Here is a 17,437-nt window from a genome sequence, read left to right on the forward strand (position 1 = left end):
CTTTTCGAATAGTTGTTACCCTGTTTCTGACTCAATTGTATGAAATGTTGCGGAAAGTCACTATCGAATTAGCTTACAGAAAAATTACACTTTTGTAAGAGAAACGAATGAAGGTGTAATGATAAGAAGATTTGACATATGTTCATGAGATTCATTAAGTTAAAGGTAGAGGTGAGTGTATGGCTAATATTAAAGATATTGCAAAGATGGCGGGAGTTTCAGTTACGACTGTTTCGAGAGTGTTGAATGATCACCCATATGTAAGTGAAGAAAAAAGAAAAGCGGTTATAGAGATAGTTGAGAAATTGAATTACTCGCAAAACGCAAATGCTGTTCATTTATCAAAAGGAAAAACGAATATTGTTGGTGTGATTTTACCGTATATTAATCATCCGTGTTTTGATGCGATGGTGAGCGGAATGATGGAGACTGCGTTAGCGCATAATTACAGGGTGCTACTTTGCCAAACGAATTATAATAAAAAAGAAGAAATGAAAAGTTTACATATGTTAAAAACAAAACAATTGGATGGTCTTATTATTTGTTCACGTGCAAATGATTGGGAAACGATAGAACCGTATGCTTCTTACGGCGCAATAATTGCTTGTGAAGACAATGATATTTCAAACATCTCAAGTGTATATACGAATCATTCAGCGGCCTTTCAATTAGGAATGGATTATTTGATTGAGAAAGGTTATAAAAAAATTGGTTATTGTACGGGAAGAAAATTAGGGCCGAGTAGTCTAAAGCGTTTTGATGTTTATAAACAGCAATTGCAATCTATAGACGAAGATGTTAATGAAGAATGGATTTTTACAGAATGTTTTACACTAGAAGATGGTGTGAAAGTAGCTCATAAGTTAAAAGAGATGCAGGATCTTCCTGAAGCATTAATAGTAGCAGGTGATGAGGTTGCGATTGGTGTTATGACAGAGGTTGAAAAATTAGGCATTCAAGTTCCTGAGGATTTAGCAATTATTGGCTTTGATAATCAACCTATCTCACAAGTGTTACAACTGACAACTATTGATCAAAATTTAAAGGAGATAGGGAAAACTGCTTTTGAAATGTTGCATAGAAAAGTGAATGACGAGAGTTCTGAACAAGAAAAGCTGGAAATTCCATACGAACTTGTGGAACGCTCTACAGTTTAATTTTAATCCGTTATGTGTATAATCGCATAACGGATTATTTTTTTTGAAATATCTTTGACAGGAAACGCGTTTCATACTTTATAAAGGAGTTAAACCGGTTTGTAATAATCCATGGATTCTTTTCAAGTGTTAATGCAATGAATAGAATTTGGAGGAATATGCATGAATGAACTTTTATCGAGTATGAAAAAGTATGTAGATGATGATGAAAAGATTCTGGCTTTTGTGGTAGGGATATTTGAGAAGGATAATTTTATATTATCGTATCAACATGGGGTTTTTGTTGCCACTACTAGACGTCTCCTTTTTTACGGGAAATTTCCGTACTATTCTTCAACATTTAAAGAGTATTCATATTTGCATATAGATAGCATAGATTTTCATCCGTATTTTGAATTTACTTGTAATCATGAAACCATTCGCGCTAAGTATATTCAGAAAGGGAATGTGGAGCAATTTGTCCGTGCAGTTAAAGTAAATATGAATAATTAATCACCCCTATGTTTAAACATAATATTTCAATTTTTAACAGGGAAAAAGCGGAATAAAAACCACTTCTAAACCTCTAGGAGATAGTGATACAATGTCAAATGGGGGGAGGGTATGAACTATGGTTAATCAACGTATAAAGGAAATAACACTAATTACAATTGGTTCATTATTATTCGCAATTGGTATTAATTACTTTGCAATTCCAAACCGTTTATCGGAAGGTGGAATTATTGGTTTAACGGTTGTTACGTACTACTTATTTGATTGGTCACCAGGAATTGTGAACTTTGCTATAAATGCAATTTTACTAGCTGTTGGTTATAAATTTTTTGATAAGAAAACAATGATTTATACAATTTTAGGGATTGTAGAAACATCTTTGTTTTTATACGTTACAGAACATATTGAGTATCATGTAAATAGTGATACATTATTAGCAGCTTTATTTGCTGGTTTATTTGTGGGTATTGGATTAGGCTGTATGTTCAAAGCCGGAGGTACATCGGGAGGATCAGCAATCTTAGCTCAGTTAGCAAATCAATATTTAGGTTGGAGCGTAGGTAAAGGCGTACTAATTATTGATATTGTTGTAATTGCTGGTTCTGTATTTATAATAGGGCAAGAAAAGGCAATGTATACACTTGTAGCTGTGTTCATCGGAGCGAAGGTGATTGATTTCATTGTAGAAGGAATGGATACAAAAACGGCTGTTACGATTATTTCGAATCAACCAGATTTAATTCGTGAGGCTATTACGAAAAATATGACACGCGGTGTTACTGTATTAGAAGGGCGCGGCGGATATACTGGTAAAAATAAAGAAGTTTTATATGTTGTTATTAATAAACAAGAGCTTGTTAAGTTAAAACAAGTTATTAGCCGGGTAGATGAAGATGCTTTCGTTGTTATACATGATGTACGTGATGTACTTGGCGGTGGCTTTAAAGCAAGCTAAAAGGTGAACGAGTAAATTCGTTCACCTTTTTTAATTCTTACAAAAATGTAAGTGTAATGTAATGAGATTCAATAGTAGATTTTATTCCCCCTTTTTAAAATGGATGTATATATATCCTGCAGAGGAGGAATGTTTATTATGAAGAAAAAAATGATCACTACTATAATAGCGATGATAGTAATAGTAGTAATGTTACTGCCTACGAAACTTGGACCGGTTATCGATAAATATAATCCATTTTATAAGACGAAAGAATACTATACGGTTGTGAATACAATTGGTCAGCATATTGGTGATGAGTGGTATGAATATGAATTTATTGCATTCGATGAACGTGGTAGAGAGCAGAAAATAAAGAAAACGGTTAAGCATATGTTAAAGAGAGATGAAGCATTAAAGGTTTTTGCAAAAGGACGTTACGGTGAATCGATTGAAGAGATTGAGGTTGCAAATATTCCTATAAATGCGAAGAGCAAACTTTTAACGATGAGATAGTAAAATATACCCCCAGCTATTTTTTGTCGAAAATAAAAATACTGGGTAAGGGTATTTTTGAGATTAACAAAAAAGCCTTAGTACATATAGACTAAGGCTTTTTTATTATATAAAGGGGAAGGGGGTACATTGTAGTAGCATAGGTGAAAGGTATAAGAAGAGTAGCTACTAGCAATGTAATTTGGTTATGTGAGTGTTCTTCTTATTTGGCTTACTTTCTAACGTTATTGTACGAAATATAAGTAAGGGGAACTATCGAATTACATTACACATAACTTACAAACATGTAAGCCTTCTGTAATGTAATTCGATAGTTAAAAGATAGTAATTTTCATATAGTATAACTAGAAAGTCTCAATGTATTACTTTCTGTTTGTAATGAAGAATGAAAAACCAACTAATTTTTAATAATCCTCATCTGAATAAAGATGGGGATCTTTTTTAAAACCTTACAACATTGTAAGGTTTACGTAAGTTAATTCGATAGTAAATTTGTCATATTTTTTGCATAATAGATACAGATAGAAAAATAATTAGGGATCTAGTAAGAAGGGAGAAAAATGGGATGCGTAAAGAAGAAGTAGTGAAGTTACCAATTAAAGATTTCTGTAGCTACTTTACTGTTGCCGTAGTGTGTATTGGATTATTTGATATCATAACAAACTTAATTGTTAAATAATATAGATGCTAAAACAAGAAAGGAAGTCCTTTCTTGTTTTTTTTATGGGGGCATAAAGATGAAATGGATTGATAGTCATATACATGTTGATCAATATAAGGATGAAGAGAAGAGCAGATTACTAAAAGAGGTGGAAAATAGTAATGAAATAAAGGGGCTTATTGCAGTATCTATAAATTATCACTCTTGTAAGGAAACGTTATCTTTAGCGAAGAAGTATCCTTTTATATATCCAGCGATAGGGTTTCATCCAGAGCAACAGATTCATAAAGAGGAGTGTGAACAGATTTATCAACTTATTGAACAGAACGCAGAGGGAATTGTTGCGATTGGTGAAGTAGGTTTGCCCTATTATTTGAGAAAAGAAGATGAAAGGATTGCTGCAGATCCATACATAGCTGTATTGAAAAAATTTATAGAACTAGCTAGTAAGTATAATTTGCCGATTGTATTACACGTAGTTTATGAAGATGCTGACATTGTATGTGATTTGCTAGAGAAATATAAAGTTTCACGTGCACACTTCCATTGGTTTAAAGGAAGCGATGAAACAATGAAACGGATGATGAGAAATGGTTATTATATTTCGATTACACCGGATGTTTTACATAAGGAGAAGATTAGAAAAATCGTTTCGTATTATCCGCTTGAATATATGATGGTAGAAACAGATGGACCGTGGGAATTTCAAGAGGGTGTTATAACGCATCCAAGAATGATTCGAGAGGTATTAAAGGAAATTAGTTCTATAAAAAACATATCCATCGATAAGGTCGCAGAAACAATATATGAAAATACAAGTCGATTTTATTTGAAAGGATAGGAGAATTATAGTTTTAATCATGTAACGGAAAAAGTAAAAGTTGAATTTATTTAATAAAATGCCACGGTTTGATATAGGACAAAAAACCACCAAGCGTTCCGCTCGGTGGTTTTGTATTAGGATTCTAATTTTTTCGCGCGTTTTAATAATAAAAGAAAGACAATAATAACGAATCCTAGTATAAGGAAGAAGCCATATTGCTTTATATAATCAATTATGTCATTTGCACTTGTTGGTTTTTTAACGTGAATGCCTTCTTTATTCGTAGTAATATGAATATCTTTCATTTTTACTTCATTCTTTTCCTTTTGTAAATCAATCCATTCTATATTTGGAATACTTTCTAGATCCTTTAACACTTCTTTTAATGGTTTCACACCTAAGTAAGGATGATAGAATGCTCCAATAATCCCATCGGATAATTTAGCAACAGATAAAGCATTTTCTTTCATTTTAGCAATAGCTTGTGGCTTATCTTCTTCAATAAAACCGACTGTTTCAGGCATTAATTTCATTCCATGTAGAAATGATGGTGTACTTCTATATGCTGGAGAGTGCATGGATTTCCAAGTTGTATCACTTAACTGTAGTTGTCCTACATAAGTTGAAAAGTATCTTGATAATATTTCATACCCTTTTTGAGACATTGTGTAATGAGGTGCTTCAAAGGCGGCAGGATATAGTTTAGCATCTACAAGTTCTTGAATCCCCTTTTCGATATGATCTGTCGTATATTTTTCCTCAAACTCTTCCCCTTTTTTTACATATTGGTTATATGACTCTATATTTGGAAATTCATCTTTTGTCTTCGGTTTTTCATGTTTCGGTTGGCGAATTGGTTGATCCGTCTTTACGTCCCAAAATTCAAAACCTTCCCCAGTTTCACTATCATAAAATTGATGAGTGTAACCATGCATAATAATCGCTGCGCCATCATCTTGCATAGAGCGTAAAAGATCGACTAGTTCGGGTTTATCTTTTAAATGTAGTGTTTTACCTGTATCTGGATCTGTATATACAGGAATAACAGTGATCATGTAAGGAATCTTCTTCTCTTTTAGTAATTCAGCAATTTCTTTCAATTGATTTATATCTGCTGCTGGGTGAACATCCTCAAGACGTAAATAAGCTAATTTTTTATTTGTTTCGGGTTTTTGCTGAAAATAAGAAAATAGGCTTTCGCCAATATAATAAGATATCCAATCAAAGAGGTTAGAAGTTGCTACATAATAAGAATTATTTTGCTGTACAATTAATGGATAAGTATTATTTCCTCTTAAAGCATGGGCGAGAATTGTTCCATTTGTGTCAAGTTGTTTAATTGTTCTTTCTTCTTCTAATATATTCTTTAGTTTACGTGTTGGATATTCAATTGTATCAGAGTTTATATCTTCATTTTTAAGTGTGATAAATGAAAAACGATTAGATAACTGTTCTATATTTTGACCTAAAACTAGTAATGGTCCTGGGAATCCTTCTAGAAATTTCTTTGCTTCAGTAGAAAGTTCTTCTTGTTTTTCACTCATGTAAATAACATGTGTATACGAAGATTTATCAGTTATTTCAGCTAACTGTTTTATGTTTTTAATTGTTATATTATTAGTGAAATGTCCTACTTGTGTATTAAGTATTTGGATATCACTTGTAATTTGATCATCGTTTGAACTGTATAAAATAAGGGTTTTTGGTTGTTCGGTTTTTTGTGCGGAAATAGGGACAGGAATTAATAGTAGTAAACTAAATAAGAGTAACAGCCATTTTTTCATATTATTATTCTCCTAGTTTATATTTAGAATTCAATTTACAATTATATACAATAAATGCGTTATAGTCTATGAAAGTTACATTTTTGCACGTATTTACCAGCTGTTTTTTCACAAAATCGGTCTAAAGCATGATGATAATACGTATAGTTATTTGCTATGATAAAAGAGTAGTAGAATGTAGGTAATTGTAAAGGGAAGGCTGAAAGGGGACAAATTTCAGCGGAGAAAGAGGTAGAGGTAGTGAAGAAATTCTTTGTAGGATTTTTAGTTGTTCTTGGAGTATATTTATATTTCCAAGGAAAGTCTGAAGGAATGGATAAGCTAGTGAATGGAACAAGCTATGTTGATTCAGAAGAAGCAAAACAGATGAAACAAATCATTATAGAGGAAGCGAAGAAAGTAAATCTTCCGGAATGGATACCTCTTGCAATTGCTGAGCATGAAAGTCGATTAAATCCAAGAAGTGTTGGAGATAATGGAACTTCATTCGGATTGTTTCAACTACACCGCGGCGGCGGGCTTGCACCAGAACATTTAACTGATGATGAGCTGAAAGATCCACGTACAAATGCGCAAATTGCAATGCCGCATTTAATGAAAGGATATAAGCGTGGGGTGCAAAAAGGTTTGACTGATTTTGCATTACTGAAATATATAGCGAATACATCTGGATGGCCAGGGAATTTAGGGCCAGAGTGGACGGATAATAACATGAAGTATAACATCGGATTAGAAGATGTGTACTATCGAAATAAAGGTGTAATTAAAGAGTAGGTTTTGATACCTACTCTATTTTTTTTTGATAATCGTTTCATTTTGTGAAATACTCCGCTAGTTGTATTTTTACGTATTCTAGTTTTGTGGAAACTTGAGGTATTTTATATCCTACATACAGCGGTGAAACGACAAACCTAGGAACAACTTTACAAATGATTTTTCCATTTAAGTAATAGAAGAATAAGTTATAACTACTGCATCCTTTATGGAAATCTGTCAGTATGTAACGTACAGTTTGCTGAATGTAATTTGCCATGTCATCTATATATGAAATATTATCAATGATTATATTGAATTCAGTGAAGCCAATAATGGGACGCTCTGAAATATTAAGCTCAATGCGTTCATTTTTTTGAACAATTACCCCTTGGAAATTTTCTTCTTCAATATTTTCAAGATAATCTACATATTTCATTCCGATAATTTGCATGTGTGCATGATGCAAACTTCCACCTGAAAATGGACCGTGATTTTTGTATAAAATTACAGATGCGAACTCTTCTTTCTTCTGTAAGTGTAACCAATGTTGAATAGAAAATTGCATTAATTTCCGCATATGTTCTTCTGTATATGTTGCGATATGATCTTCGCAATTATCGGTTTCAATTAACACTGTTTGAAATGTATCTTGTAATGTAGGAAATTTATTTTTTAACCAAATAATAGAACCATCAGTTGCTAAAATATCCGTTAAATGTTCTGTATCGCAAAATGGACATGCAGCGCTTCTATTACGAATACTTTCTGGTTTTTGTTTACCGATATCGTTTAAAAAATATAGTTGTTGTGTATCCATTTATATATATGCCCCTTTAAAATATGTGTAAAAATCCCGCTTAATACATTCGGGAAAAGGAGAAGGAAATCCTCTAAAGGAATATGGGGAAAAATAAAAGACAAGATATCCTCATTACGATAGGGTACCTTGTCTTTTATTTTTTCTCTAATAGTGTGTATGGATAATATAGAACATTTTCAGTATTTTTCTTTTTTCTATTTTTTATTGTGTATAAGGTAATTGCTGTGCTTGCAATTATAATAATGGCTTTCTTCATATTCATATACCCCTTTTTATTGTTGGTTTAATTCTTGGCTAACTGCTTTTGCATCGACCAAAGCGTGTAAAATCATTTTTACCATGTTCATCATATTTCTTCACTCCTTTTTATAGTTCATTTAGTTCTTTTACAACTGCTTGTCCGTTCACTAATACCTCAAAGATTGCTTTTACGATTTCTTTTATCATGTTTGTTTCCTCCTTTTGTTTGTCTCTCTTGTTTACATCTTTATTGTATAGGGAGGCATCTTTTCGTACTATCGCTTTCCATTACGTGAACATAACAGTTTTGTAAGATTTGATGTCACTCATTGAAATGTTTAGTCTATCTTCATTATTTTCAGAAAAATGACTATTCAAACATGAAATAGGGAAGTATAATAAAGAAGTAAGTATTAAATTCCGTACGAAAGGGGTGAATGAGATGAAACGTTCTTTAGCTGCACGTGCCAAATTTTTAGATTTTATCTATTTTTGTCGTGCGATTTTTCATGATGTAGTTGTTAACGGGATACGTATGCCCTTTTTTAACAATTGCATAGTGACTATTGAACGATAGGAATCTCTTCACCCATTTTTAATAAACGTGTGAAAAGGGAGCTATTTGGCTTCCTTTTTCTATGCCGAAAACCATGGGGAATGTTTCTTTCTCATGGTTTTTTATATTGAAAGGAGTACGGAAAATGACTATTTGTAGTGTAAATAATGTAACGAAATCTTTTGGTGGAAACATCATATTTGAAAATATATCGCTTGAAATAAAGAATGGTGAACGTGTTGGGTTAGTTGGTCGTAACGGTAGTGGGAAGACAACAATCTTTGGGCTTCTAACGGGAATGGAGAGTTTGGATGCAGGAGCTATCCATATGAAGAAAGGTACACGTATTGGTCATGTCGCACAAATTCCGAAGTTTGATGAGGCCATGACTGTATATGATGTATTGAGTTCCGCTTTTAAAGTAGAAAAGGAATTAGAAAAAGAAATGCATGCTCTAGAAAAAAATATGGCAGAAGAGCAGGAACAATCTTCTTTGCAAAAGCTAATGGAGAGATACGGAGTAATTCAAGAAAAGTTTGCGTTCCTTGGTGGTTATGAAATAGAAGCAAATATAATGAAGGTAGCAAATGGCTTACAAGTGACAGACTTATTTTCAAGAGTATTTACGGAATTAAGTGGAGGAGAACAGACGAAAGTAAGCCTTGCATATATGCTATTGCAGAAACCAGATTTACTTCTATTAGATGAGCCAACAAATCATTTAGATTTATTTGCAGTTGAATGGTTAGAGCAATTTTTAAAAGAATACACTGGAACAGTTATGGTTATTTCACATGATCGTTATTTCCTTGATGAAGTTGTAACGAAAATTTTTGATTTGGAAGATGGAGAGATTCACGTGTACCATACGAATTATTCTCAGTTCGTTGAGGAGAAGGAAGAAAGATTACTTCAAGAGTTTCAAGCTTATCAAGAGCAGCAAAAGAAAATAAAGAAAATGAAAGAAGCAATTAAGCGTCTACGTGAATGGGCAAATCAAGCGAACCCTCCGAATGAAGGATTGCATAAAAGAGCGAGAAATATGGAACGTGCGTTAGAACGTATAGAGAAATTAAAGAGGCCAATCTTAGAACGAAAACAGATGGGTCTTCAGTTTGAAGGGCAAGAGAGAAGCGGTAAAGATGTTGTTGTAATGAAAGAAGTGAGCAAAGGTTTTGCTGGCCGACCTTTATTTGAACAAGCGAATTTACATGTTCGTTTTCAAGAGCGTGCTGCTATCGTTGGTCGCAACGGCACAGGGAAGACCACTTTACTAAAATTACTATTAAAAGAAATGGAACCAGAAGCTGGCGCAATTAGGGTTGGTAGTAGTGTGAAAATCGGTTATTTATCACAGCATACGTATGAAAATATGAAGAGTAATGTATTGGAAGCATTCAGGGAGAATGTGGCTGTAACAGAGGGAGAAGCAAGACATATATTAGCTAAGTTTTTATTTTATGGTCCAGCAGTATTTAAGAAAGTAACGCAACTTAGTGGTGGAGAAAAAATGAGGTTAAGACTTGCGCAACTTATGTATCAAGACATCAATTTTCTAATTTTAGATGAGCCGACAAACCATCTTGATATTGAATCAAGAGAAGTTTTAGAGGAAGCCCTTGAGCAATATAACGGGACGATTTTAGCTGTTTCACACGATCGATATTTTTTAAATAAGTTATTTGAAAAGACGTACTGGATTGATGAATGTAAATTATTTGAGTTTGCAGGAAACTATGCATGGGCTCGTCAAAAGTGGGAAGAAAAGCTTGAGAAGCAAGTAATAAAGCAGAAACGCCAAGGAAAAAAAAGTGTTGAAACGGTTCCTGTAAAAGAGAAAGAAGCTAGGAATCTTGAAGAGATTGAAAACGAGTTAATGCATGTAGAAGAAGATGTATATGCAATAGAATGTGAAATGGAACATGTAGCTGATGTTGAAAGACTTGAAAAATTATATGAGGAAAAAACGAAGAAAGAGTTGTTACGAGCAGAGTTATATAATGAATTAGAGAATATTGTGGAGTAATGAGTAGAAAGCCACTTCCTTTCAGTTTTGCTGGAGGAAGTGGCTTTTTTCATAATGATATTTGGCTTTAAAGGTTAAATAAAGCGATGTGTTTCACGTGAAACAGTAACTTAGATAAATTCGTGTTCCTCAATTTGCATAGCTTGTGAAACATATGAAATGATAAGGTGAAAAATAAATGTCATTAGTGGTTTTTCGATAGGAGTAATTACAAAAACAAAGGCTAATTATTTCCCGAGAGATAAAGTGAGACTTTTAATCAGTCCTCACGAATCGGGCTTTTACGGGCAGCACGCCCCCCACCTAACTTCTTTGCTTTCGCTGAATTTTGAGGTGAGGGTCTTACTGACCGGAAAATAGTGGGATAAATATGTGTAAAAGAGACTAGTGAATGAAAACGAAAAGAGAGCAAAGTTACAGCTTTACGCGCTGAACTCTGCTCTCTTTTTGCGTGGTATCTTCTCTCGTTGAAATTATAATAGCGATCCCGAGCATGATAAAAAAAGCTAAAAAGAGGACGAACTTTGGGAAGAACGGGAATAGTAATAGCGCCCCGACTATCATAATTGTTAATAATACGTAGTGCAGGACGTATTGGAATAGGTTGTCCATATTTTCGCCCCCTTTTTGGTAATTGGTTATTAGTATTCTATGTTTCATGCTGAAGAAATAGAAGTAGATTTTTAAGTTTTTAATACGAATTATAGCTGAGTTTTCTTAAAGTATAAGGATAGAGTGATAATTTTGGAAAAATTCTCAAAATATTTATTTAGAAAGAATTGACAAAATATACTGAACGATATAAGCTAATAACCATAAAGTCTACCGGAAAGGTCGGAATAAGATTGTTACCCCTCAAAAACATCTATTTTTTTCTGATTAAAACCGACTTTTCCGATTGGCTATAAATGTGCTGTGGGAGGCATACATAAGCTAATAAGTTCAAAGGGTATAACTATTAAACAGTTAGGGTGGGGACAATGAAGAAAAAGACAAAAAAATGGGCTGGTGTATTTTCAGTATTACTTAGTAGTTCGCTTGTGTTATCTGCTTGTGGGGGACAGGAGGATACGGCTTCTACAGAACCGGTTAAACAGCAGGATTTAAAAAATGTGAAAATTGAAAAGATCGCTGCGACAGATAAAACGAAAGTGCCAGACAAAGCGAAGAATAGAAAAGATACGTTAGTAGTTGGTATTAGTAAGCCAGGCGGCGTATTTTTACCATACTTCCAACAAAATGGTTGGGATGGAAACGTAACTTCAGTTATTTTTGCATCTCTCGTATCAACCGATAAACAAGGGAAACCAATTCCAGAATTAGCTGAGAAGTGGGACGTTTCTTCTGATCAGTTAACATATACATTCCATTTACGTAAAGATTTGAAATTTAGTGATGGATCGCCATTAACGGCGGATGATGTAGCTTTCACATTGACGCTTTTACATGATAAGGCATATGAGGGTGAAGTAGATATCTCTCAATATGCGGTTAAAGGTGGTAAAGAATATAAAGAAGGAAAAGCAACTTCAATTGAAGGTATTCAAGTTGTTGATCCACAAACAATTAAAATTACAACTGAAAAAGTGAATTCACAAGCTATATTTGTTTTAGGAGGTACAGTACTATCAAAAGCTTATTATGGAAAAGATTATAAGCAAAATACAAGCTTAGATTACTTAAAAGATTTATATGGAAAGCCATTAGCTGCGGGTCCATATAAATTTGAAAAGTATATTCCAGGTCAAGAAGTTCGTTTTGTAGCAAACGAAAATTATTATGCGGGTAAACCAAAAATTCAAAACTTCATTTATAAAATTACTTCTGGTGATACGAAGCTTCAGTTGTTCCAAACAGGAGAAGTTGACCATACTGGCTTAGGTACTGGTGATGAGGTTCTTGAACAGGCTAAGGCTTTAGAATTCGCAAATATCCAAATCGAAACAGCACCGTCATATAGTTATATTTATATGAATAATAATAAGCCTTACTTAAAGGATAAAAAGGTTCGCCAAGCACTTATTTACGGATTAGACCGCAAAAAATATGTTGATACAGCGTTAAAAGGGTACGGTACAGTAGCCAATGTACCAATTCATCCAACTTCTTGGGCTTATACGGAAGAAGGAGTTAATAAATACGAATACGATAAAGAAAAAGCGAAAAAATTATTAGATGAAGCAGGGTGGAAAGTTGGTTCGGATGGAATTCGTGAAAAAGATGGTCAAAAATTAAAACTTTCTTATTTCGGTCCAAGTTCGGCTAAAGATAGTGATTTATTAATTCCGATTGCGAAAGAGAATTATAAAGAAATAGGTGTAGAGTTTAATCCTGAATTTATGGACTTTAATACGATGCTTTCTAAGGTAAACAAAGGGGATTATGATTTAGCTTCTGTTTCGACACCGATTACAAGTGACCCGAGTGAAACAGCTGGTGAATATTTGTCTACTGCAAATGAAACTAGTCTTGGTTATAAGAATGCAAAAGTAGATGAGCTAATTCAAAAAGGTATTGAAACTGTAGATATCGAAAAGCGTAAACCTATTTATAAAGAATTGTATAAAGAATTAAGTGATGATCCACCAGTAATTCTATTAAACTACCGTAGAACAATTACTGGTTATAACGGGAATATAAAAGGAATTGATCCTGAAAAGTACAACAGTATTAGTGCAAACTTACCAGTATTATCATTTGAAAAATAACGATAAGAATGTATAAGTAGAAGACATTTTTTCATTCGGTTAGTAATGTGCCGCTTTGAAAAAATGTTCTTCTATTTTAAGCATAAGATTGGAGAGAAAAAGGGTGAAAACATATATTGTTCGTAGGTTGTTACAAATGATTCCTACACTGCTTGGTACATCAATTATTATCTTCGTCCTGTTCGCACTTCTTCCTGGGGATTATATTGATTCAAATCCGAAAATTACACCGGAAAGAGCAGCTGAACTGAGGGAATTATATGGGTTGAACAAACCGATTGTTGAGCGTTATTTTCATTGGTTAGGTAATGCATTGCAAGGGGACTTTGGCTTCTCGCTTCAATATCAAGAGCCTGTAACGTCATTATTAAATAAATTTATTTGGAATTCTTTTAGTGTAGCAATTATTGCATTGTTTTTTATTTGGCTAATTGCACTTATTATCGGTGTATTCTCGGCGACGAAGCAACATTCTTTGTTCGATAAACTTGTAACAATCGGTGTTTTTGCAGCAATGTCATTCCCTTCATTCTTTATCGGTTTGTTTTTAATTAAGGTGTTTGCGGTTGACTTTAAGTTATTACCGATAGGTGGAATGATTGATGTTGGCAGTAATTCAACAGGATTTGCTTACGTGATAGAAGTTGCAAAACATATGATTTTACCAGTATTTATTTTGACACTTCTTGGGGTCGGCTCGCTAACTCGTTATTTTAGAACAAGTATGTTAGAGGTTGTAAGACAAGATTACATACGAACAGCAAGAGCGAAAGGTTTGAAGGAGAAGACGGTTATTTATAAGCATGCATTAAAAAATGCAATTTTACCGGCAATTACGTTATTAGCATTTGAATTACCTGGCTTGTTTTCTGGGGCAATTATTATTGAACAAATTTTTAACTGGCCAGGGATTGGTAATATTCAATTAGAAGCATTAAATTTCCGTGACTATACAGTATTGATGGCATTTACGATGTTTCTTTCTTGTTTAACAATCGTTTCAAACTTTTTAGCAGATATCGTATATGCAGTTGTTGATCCACGAATTCGGTTGAAGTAAGGTGGGGAAAGAAATGGAGACTGTTACAGTAATTACAGAAAAAAAAGAAAAAAAGAGAAGAAACGCATCATCACCATGGCGACAAGCTTTTAAAAAGATAAAGAAAAATAAGATGGCACTTGTAGGGTTTTATGCATTAATTTTTATGTTTTTATTTTGTTTTATCGGTCCGTTCTTTTCTCCATATGCATCAGGAAAAATACAAGTTGCGCTCATTAACAAACCACCTAGTTTTTCTCATTGGCTTGGTACAGATCAATTAGGAAGAGACATTTTAACAAGGCTTATGCAAGCGGGACGTATTTCATTAACCATTGGTTTAGCTTCAATGGTTTTATCAGTTATACTTGGAGCTTTATTAGGAGCGATTGCAGGTTTTTATCGTGGTATTGTGGACAATATTATTATGCGGCTTGCAGATATTTTAATGTCGATGCCAGGATTACCGTTACTTATTATAATGGGTGCGATTTTATCAGAGTGGAAAGTACCGTCTGATTATCGGTTGTATGTCATTATGATTATTTTAAGTTTAGTAGGTTGGCCAGGGCTTGCACGCCTTGTAAGAGGGCAAATTTTATCACTTAGGGAGCAAGCATTTATGCAAGCTGCTGATGTGTTAGGAATAAAAGATTACCGGAAAATTATATATCACTTAATACCTAATGTTTTACCCATTTTAATTGTCGTATCTACATTAGGTGTTGCAGGTTCTATTTTGGGAGAATCCGCGCTAAGCTACTTAGGTCTCGGCGTCGTCCCACCTACACCATCATGGGGGAATATGATTAGCGCAGCTAACTCATTAATTGATTTTCAAAAGCGTCCGTGGTTATGGATTCCTCCTGGTTTCGCAATCTTTATAACAGTTGTATCCATTAATTTACTTGGTGATGCACTTCGTGATGCGTTAGATCCAAAGATGAGACGGTAGGTGAGAAGGTATGAGTAAAGCGGTAGTAGAGCTGAAAGACTTACAAACACACTTTCAAACGGAGGAAGGAACAGTAAAGGCTGTAAATCATGTTAGTTTTGCTGTTCGAGAAGGTGAAACTGTTTGTGTTGTAGGTGAATCAGGTTGCGGGAAAAGTGTAACAGCTTTATCTATTATGGGGCTTATTGCTGAATCAGGTAGTGTAGTAGGCGGAGATATTCTATATGAGGGAAAAAGTCTTTTAGGAATGAAAGAGAAAGAGCTTCGTAGTTTACGAGGTAATGATATTGCGATGATTTTCCAAGAACCGATGACATCGCTGAATCCGGTCTTCACTGTAGGGGAACAAATTGTAGAGACGTTAAGGGAGCATGAACTGCTTAGTAAAAATGAAGCATATAAGAAGGCTATTGAATTAATTCGTAAAGTTGGCATAGCTCGTGCGGATGAAATTGTCCATTCTTATCCACATGAACTGAGTGGTGGTATGTTACAACGTATTATGATTGCTGTTGCGCTTAGTTGTAATCCTAAGTTATTAATTGCTGATGAACCGACAACGGCTCTTGATGTTACGATCCAAGCTCAAATATTAGACTTATTAAGACAAGTAAAAGAAGAGTTTAAAACATCCATTTTACTAATTACACATGATTTAGGCGTCGTAGCAGAAATGGCTGATTACGTTGTTGTTATGTATGGCGGGAAAGTTATTGAAGAAGCCCCAGTACTAGAGATATTCCAAAATCCGAAACACCCGTATACGAAAGGCTTGTTGAAATCAAAACCAGTGATGGGAAAACGAATAGATAAACTATATTCTATTCCAGGGCAAGTTCCTAATTTAGTTGGTTTGGATGAGTTTTGCTACTTTAGCGGGCGTTGTGAGCATTGTATGGAAATATGTGAAAAAGAAGTCCCAAATCTAAATGTAAATGATGAAAATCATAAAGTAGCTTGCTGGTTATATGAGGAGCGTGCGGAGCAATGAGTGAACCATTATTAGAGGTAAAAAACCTAAAGACATATTTTCCAATTAAAGGTGGCATATTTAGTAGAACGATCGGACATGTAAAAGCAGTTGATGGAGTAAGTTTTACTATTAATAAAGGCGAAGTGTTTGGTCTCGTTGGCGAATCAGGGAGCGGAAAAACAACGATAGGAAAAACAATTTTACGTCTCGTTCAAAAAACAGAGGGGGAAGTGAAGTTTAAAGGGAAAGATGTTCATTCTTTATCCAAGGATGAATTGAGAAAACATCGCCCTAATATGCAGCTCGTTTTCCAAGATCCATTTAGCTCATTAAATCCGAGAATGAGAATTGGAGAAGCACTTGGAGAGCCGATGTTGGCCCACGGATTAGCGACGAAAGAAAATGTTCGTGAAAAGGTAATTGAAGTATTGGAGTTATGTGGCTTAGCTCCTTATCATATTGACAGGTATCCCCATGAGTTTTCTGGTGGACAACGTCAACGTATCGTAATAGCAAGAGCTATGGTATTAAATCCAGAATTCATTGTAGCTGATGAACCTGTGGCGGCACTAGATGTATCTATCCAAGCACAAATTATTAATTTATTTAGTGAGTTACAGGAGAAAAAGGGATTATCTTATTTATTCATTTCACATGATTTGAGTGTAGTAGAACATTTATGTACGAAAATCGGAATTATGTATTTAGGTACGATTGTGGAGACGGCGCCGCGTGATGAGTTATTTACCAATCCGCTACATCCGTATACAAAAGCATTGTTATCAGCCGTTCCAATACCAGATCCAACAGTGAAGCGAGAGCGAATTATACTAGAAGGGGATATTCCAAGTCCAGCAAATCCACCTTCAGGTTGTCGTTTTCATACACGTTGCCCGTTTGCAACAGATGTTTGTAAAAAAACAATACCAGAATTTCGTAATGTTGGTGATGATCATTTTGTTTCTTGTCATCATGTATAAAAAAAGGACTCTTTCAA

17 protein-coding genes are annotated in these 17,437 nt (G+C 34.3%); 13 read left to right on the forward strand and 4 right to left on the reverse strand.

Going from position 1 to position 17,437, the window contains the following annotated elements:
• Positions 1-179: 179 nt before the first annotated feature.
• The 5 genes from BCG9842_RS01085 (at position 180) to BCG9842_RS01110 (ending at position 4,601) form a co-directional block, all read left to right on the forward strand.
• Complete coding sequence (locus BCG9842_RS01085; protein WP_001273901.1) at positions 180-1,157, forward strand: LacI family DNA-binding transcriptional regulator; 978 nt, start codon at positions 180-182, stop codon at positions 1,155-1,157.
• A gap of 162 nt (positions 1,158-1,319) precedes the next feature.
• Positions 1,320-1,649, forward strand: a complete 330-nt coding sequence (locus tag BCG9842_RS01090) for a PH domain-containing protein (RefSeq protein ID WP_001004242.1) — start codon at positions 1,320-1,322, stop codon at positions 1,647-1,649.
• A gap of 118 nt (positions 1,650-1,767) precedes the next feature.
• Positions 1,768-2,604 carry a YitT family protein gene (locus BCG9842_RS01095; RefSeq protein ID WP_000248045.1) on the forward strand — a complete coding sequence of 279 codons (837 nt, stop codon included), beginning with the start codon at positions 1,768-1,770 and terminating at the stop codon, positions 2,602-2,604.
• Positions 2,605-2,742: 138 nt separating this feature from the next.
• Positions 2,743-3,099, forward strand: coding sequence for a YxeA family protein (locus BCG9842_RS01100; protein ID WP_000728422.1), 357 nt, complete (start codon positions 2,743-2,745; stop codon positions 3,097-3,099).
• A 737-nt stretch (positions 3,100-3,836) separates the two neighbouring features.
• The gene (locus BCG9842_RS01110) at positions 3,837-4,601 is read left to right on the forward strand and encodes a TatD family hydrolase (RefSeq protein WP_000871105.1); all 765 of its coding nucleotides are present in this window, start codon (positions 3,837-3,839) and stop codon (positions 4,599-4,601) included.
• Positions 4,602-4,717: 116 nt separating this feature from the next.
• Here BCG9842_RS01110 and BCG9842_RS01115 read toward each other — a convergent pair whose 3' ends face one another.
• On the reverse strand, positions 4,718-6,367 hold the full coding sequence (locus BCG9842_RS01115) for a DUF2334 domain-containing protein (protein WP_000759038.1): 1,650 nt from the start codon (positions 6,365-6,367) through the stop codon (positions 4,718-4,720).
• A 240-nt stretch (positions 6,368-6,607) separates the two neighbouring features.
• Between BCG9842_RS01115 and BCG9842_RS01120 the strand changes: the two genes are divergently transcribed.
• Complete coding sequence (locus BCG9842_RS01120; RefSeq protein ID WP_000713249.1) at positions 6,608-7,141, forward strand: transglycosylase SLT domain-containing protein; 534 nt, start codon at positions 6,608-6,610, stop codon at positions 7,139-7,141.
• Between the two features lie 37 nt (positions 7,142-7,178).
• Here the strand turns inward: BCG9842_RS01120 and BCG9842_RS01125 are convergent, their stop codons facing one another.
• On the reverse strand, positions 7,179-7,940 hold the full coding sequence (locus BCG9842_RS01125) for a DUF4931 domain-containing protein (RefSeq protein WP_002162952.1): 762 nt from the start codon (positions 7,938-7,940) through the stop codon (positions 7,179-7,181).
• Positions 7,941-8,076: 136 nt separating this feature from the next.
• The gene (locus BCG9842_RS01130; RefSeq protein ID WP_002083998.1) at positions 8,077-8,205 is read right to left on the reverse strand and encodes a hypothetical protein; all 129 of its coding nucleotides are present in this window, start codon (positions 8,203-8,205) and stop codon (positions 8,077-8,079) included.
• A 420-nt stretch (positions 8,206-8,625) separates the two neighbouring features.
• On the opposite strand from BCG9842_RS01130, the gene BCG9842_RS31520 reads away from it, so the two are divergent.
• Positions 8,626-8,760: an RAxF-45 family protein gene (locus BCG9842_RS31520; protein ID WP_000830643.1), complete on the forward strand. Its 135-nt coding sequence runs from the start codon at positions 8,626-8,628 to the stop codon at positions 8,758-8,760.
• 124 nt (positions 8,761-8,884) lie between these two features.
• Positions 8,885-10,765: a ribosomal protection-like ABC-F family protein gene (gene abc-f / locus BCG9842_RS01135; RefSeq protein ID WP_000150887.1), complete on the forward strand. Its 1,881-nt coding sequence runs from the start codon at positions 8,885-8,887 to the stop codon at positions 10,763-10,765.
• A 414-nt stretch (positions 10,766-11,179) separates the two neighbouring features.
• Here abc-f and BCG9842_RS01140 read toward each other — a convergent pair whose 3' ends face one another.
• On the reverse strand, positions 11,180-11,377 hold the full coding sequence (locus BCG9842_RS01140; protein ID WP_000369259.1) for a hypothetical protein: 198 nt from the start codon (positions 11,375-11,377) through the stop codon (positions 11,180-11,182).
• Between the two features lie 368 nt (positions 11,378-11,745).
• Between BCG9842_RS01140 and BCG9842_RS01145 the strand changes: the two genes are divergently transcribed.
• The 5 genes from BCG9842_RS01145 to BCG9842_RS01165 all read left to right on the forward strand — a co-directional run bounded on the left by BCG9842_RS01145 (position 11,746) and on the right by BCG9842_RS01165 (position 17,420).
• The gene (locus BCG9842_RS01145; RefSeq protein WP_000730687.1) at positions 11,746-13,473 is read left to right on the forward strand and encodes an ABC transporter substrate-binding protein; all 1,728 of its coding nucleotides are present in this window, start codon (positions 11,746-11,748) and stop codon (positions 13,471-13,473) included.
• A gap of 103 nt (positions 13,474-13,576) precedes the next feature.
• Positions 13,577-14,533 (forward strand): ABC transporter permease, encoded by a 957-nt coding sequence (locus BCG9842_RS01150; protein ID WP_000860748.1) that lies wholly within the window; start codon positions 13,577-13,579, stop codon positions 14,531-14,533.
• Positions 14,534-14,546: 13 nt separating this feature from the next.
• On the forward strand, positions 14,547-15,467 hold the full coding sequence (gene opp4C / locus BCG9842_RS01155) for an oligopeptide ABC transporter permease (protein ID WP_000451075.1): 921 nt from the start codon (positions 14,547-14,549) through the stop codon (positions 15,465-15,467).
• A 10-nt stretch (positions 15,468-15,477) separates the two neighbouring features.
• Complete coding sequence (locus BCG9842_RS01160; RefSeq protein WP_000030776.1) at positions 15,478-16,458, forward strand: ABC transporter ATP-binding protein; 981 nt, start codon at positions 15,478-15,480, stop codon at positions 16,456-16,458.
• Entirely contained in the window at positions 16,455-17,420 is a 966-nt protein-coding gene (locus tag BCG9842_RS01165) for an ABC transporter ATP-binding protein (protein ID WP_001294500.1), read from the forward strand. Before BCG9842_RS01160 ends, BCG9842_RS01165 begins: the two co-directional genes overlap by 4 nt.
• Positions 17,421-17,437: the final 17 nt, after the last annotated feature.

The sequence above is a fragment of the Bacillus cereus G9842 genome (assembly GCF_000021305.1).
GTDB lineage: Bacteria > Bacillota > Bacilli > Bacillales > Bacillaceae_G > Bacillus_A > Bacillus_A thuringiensis_S.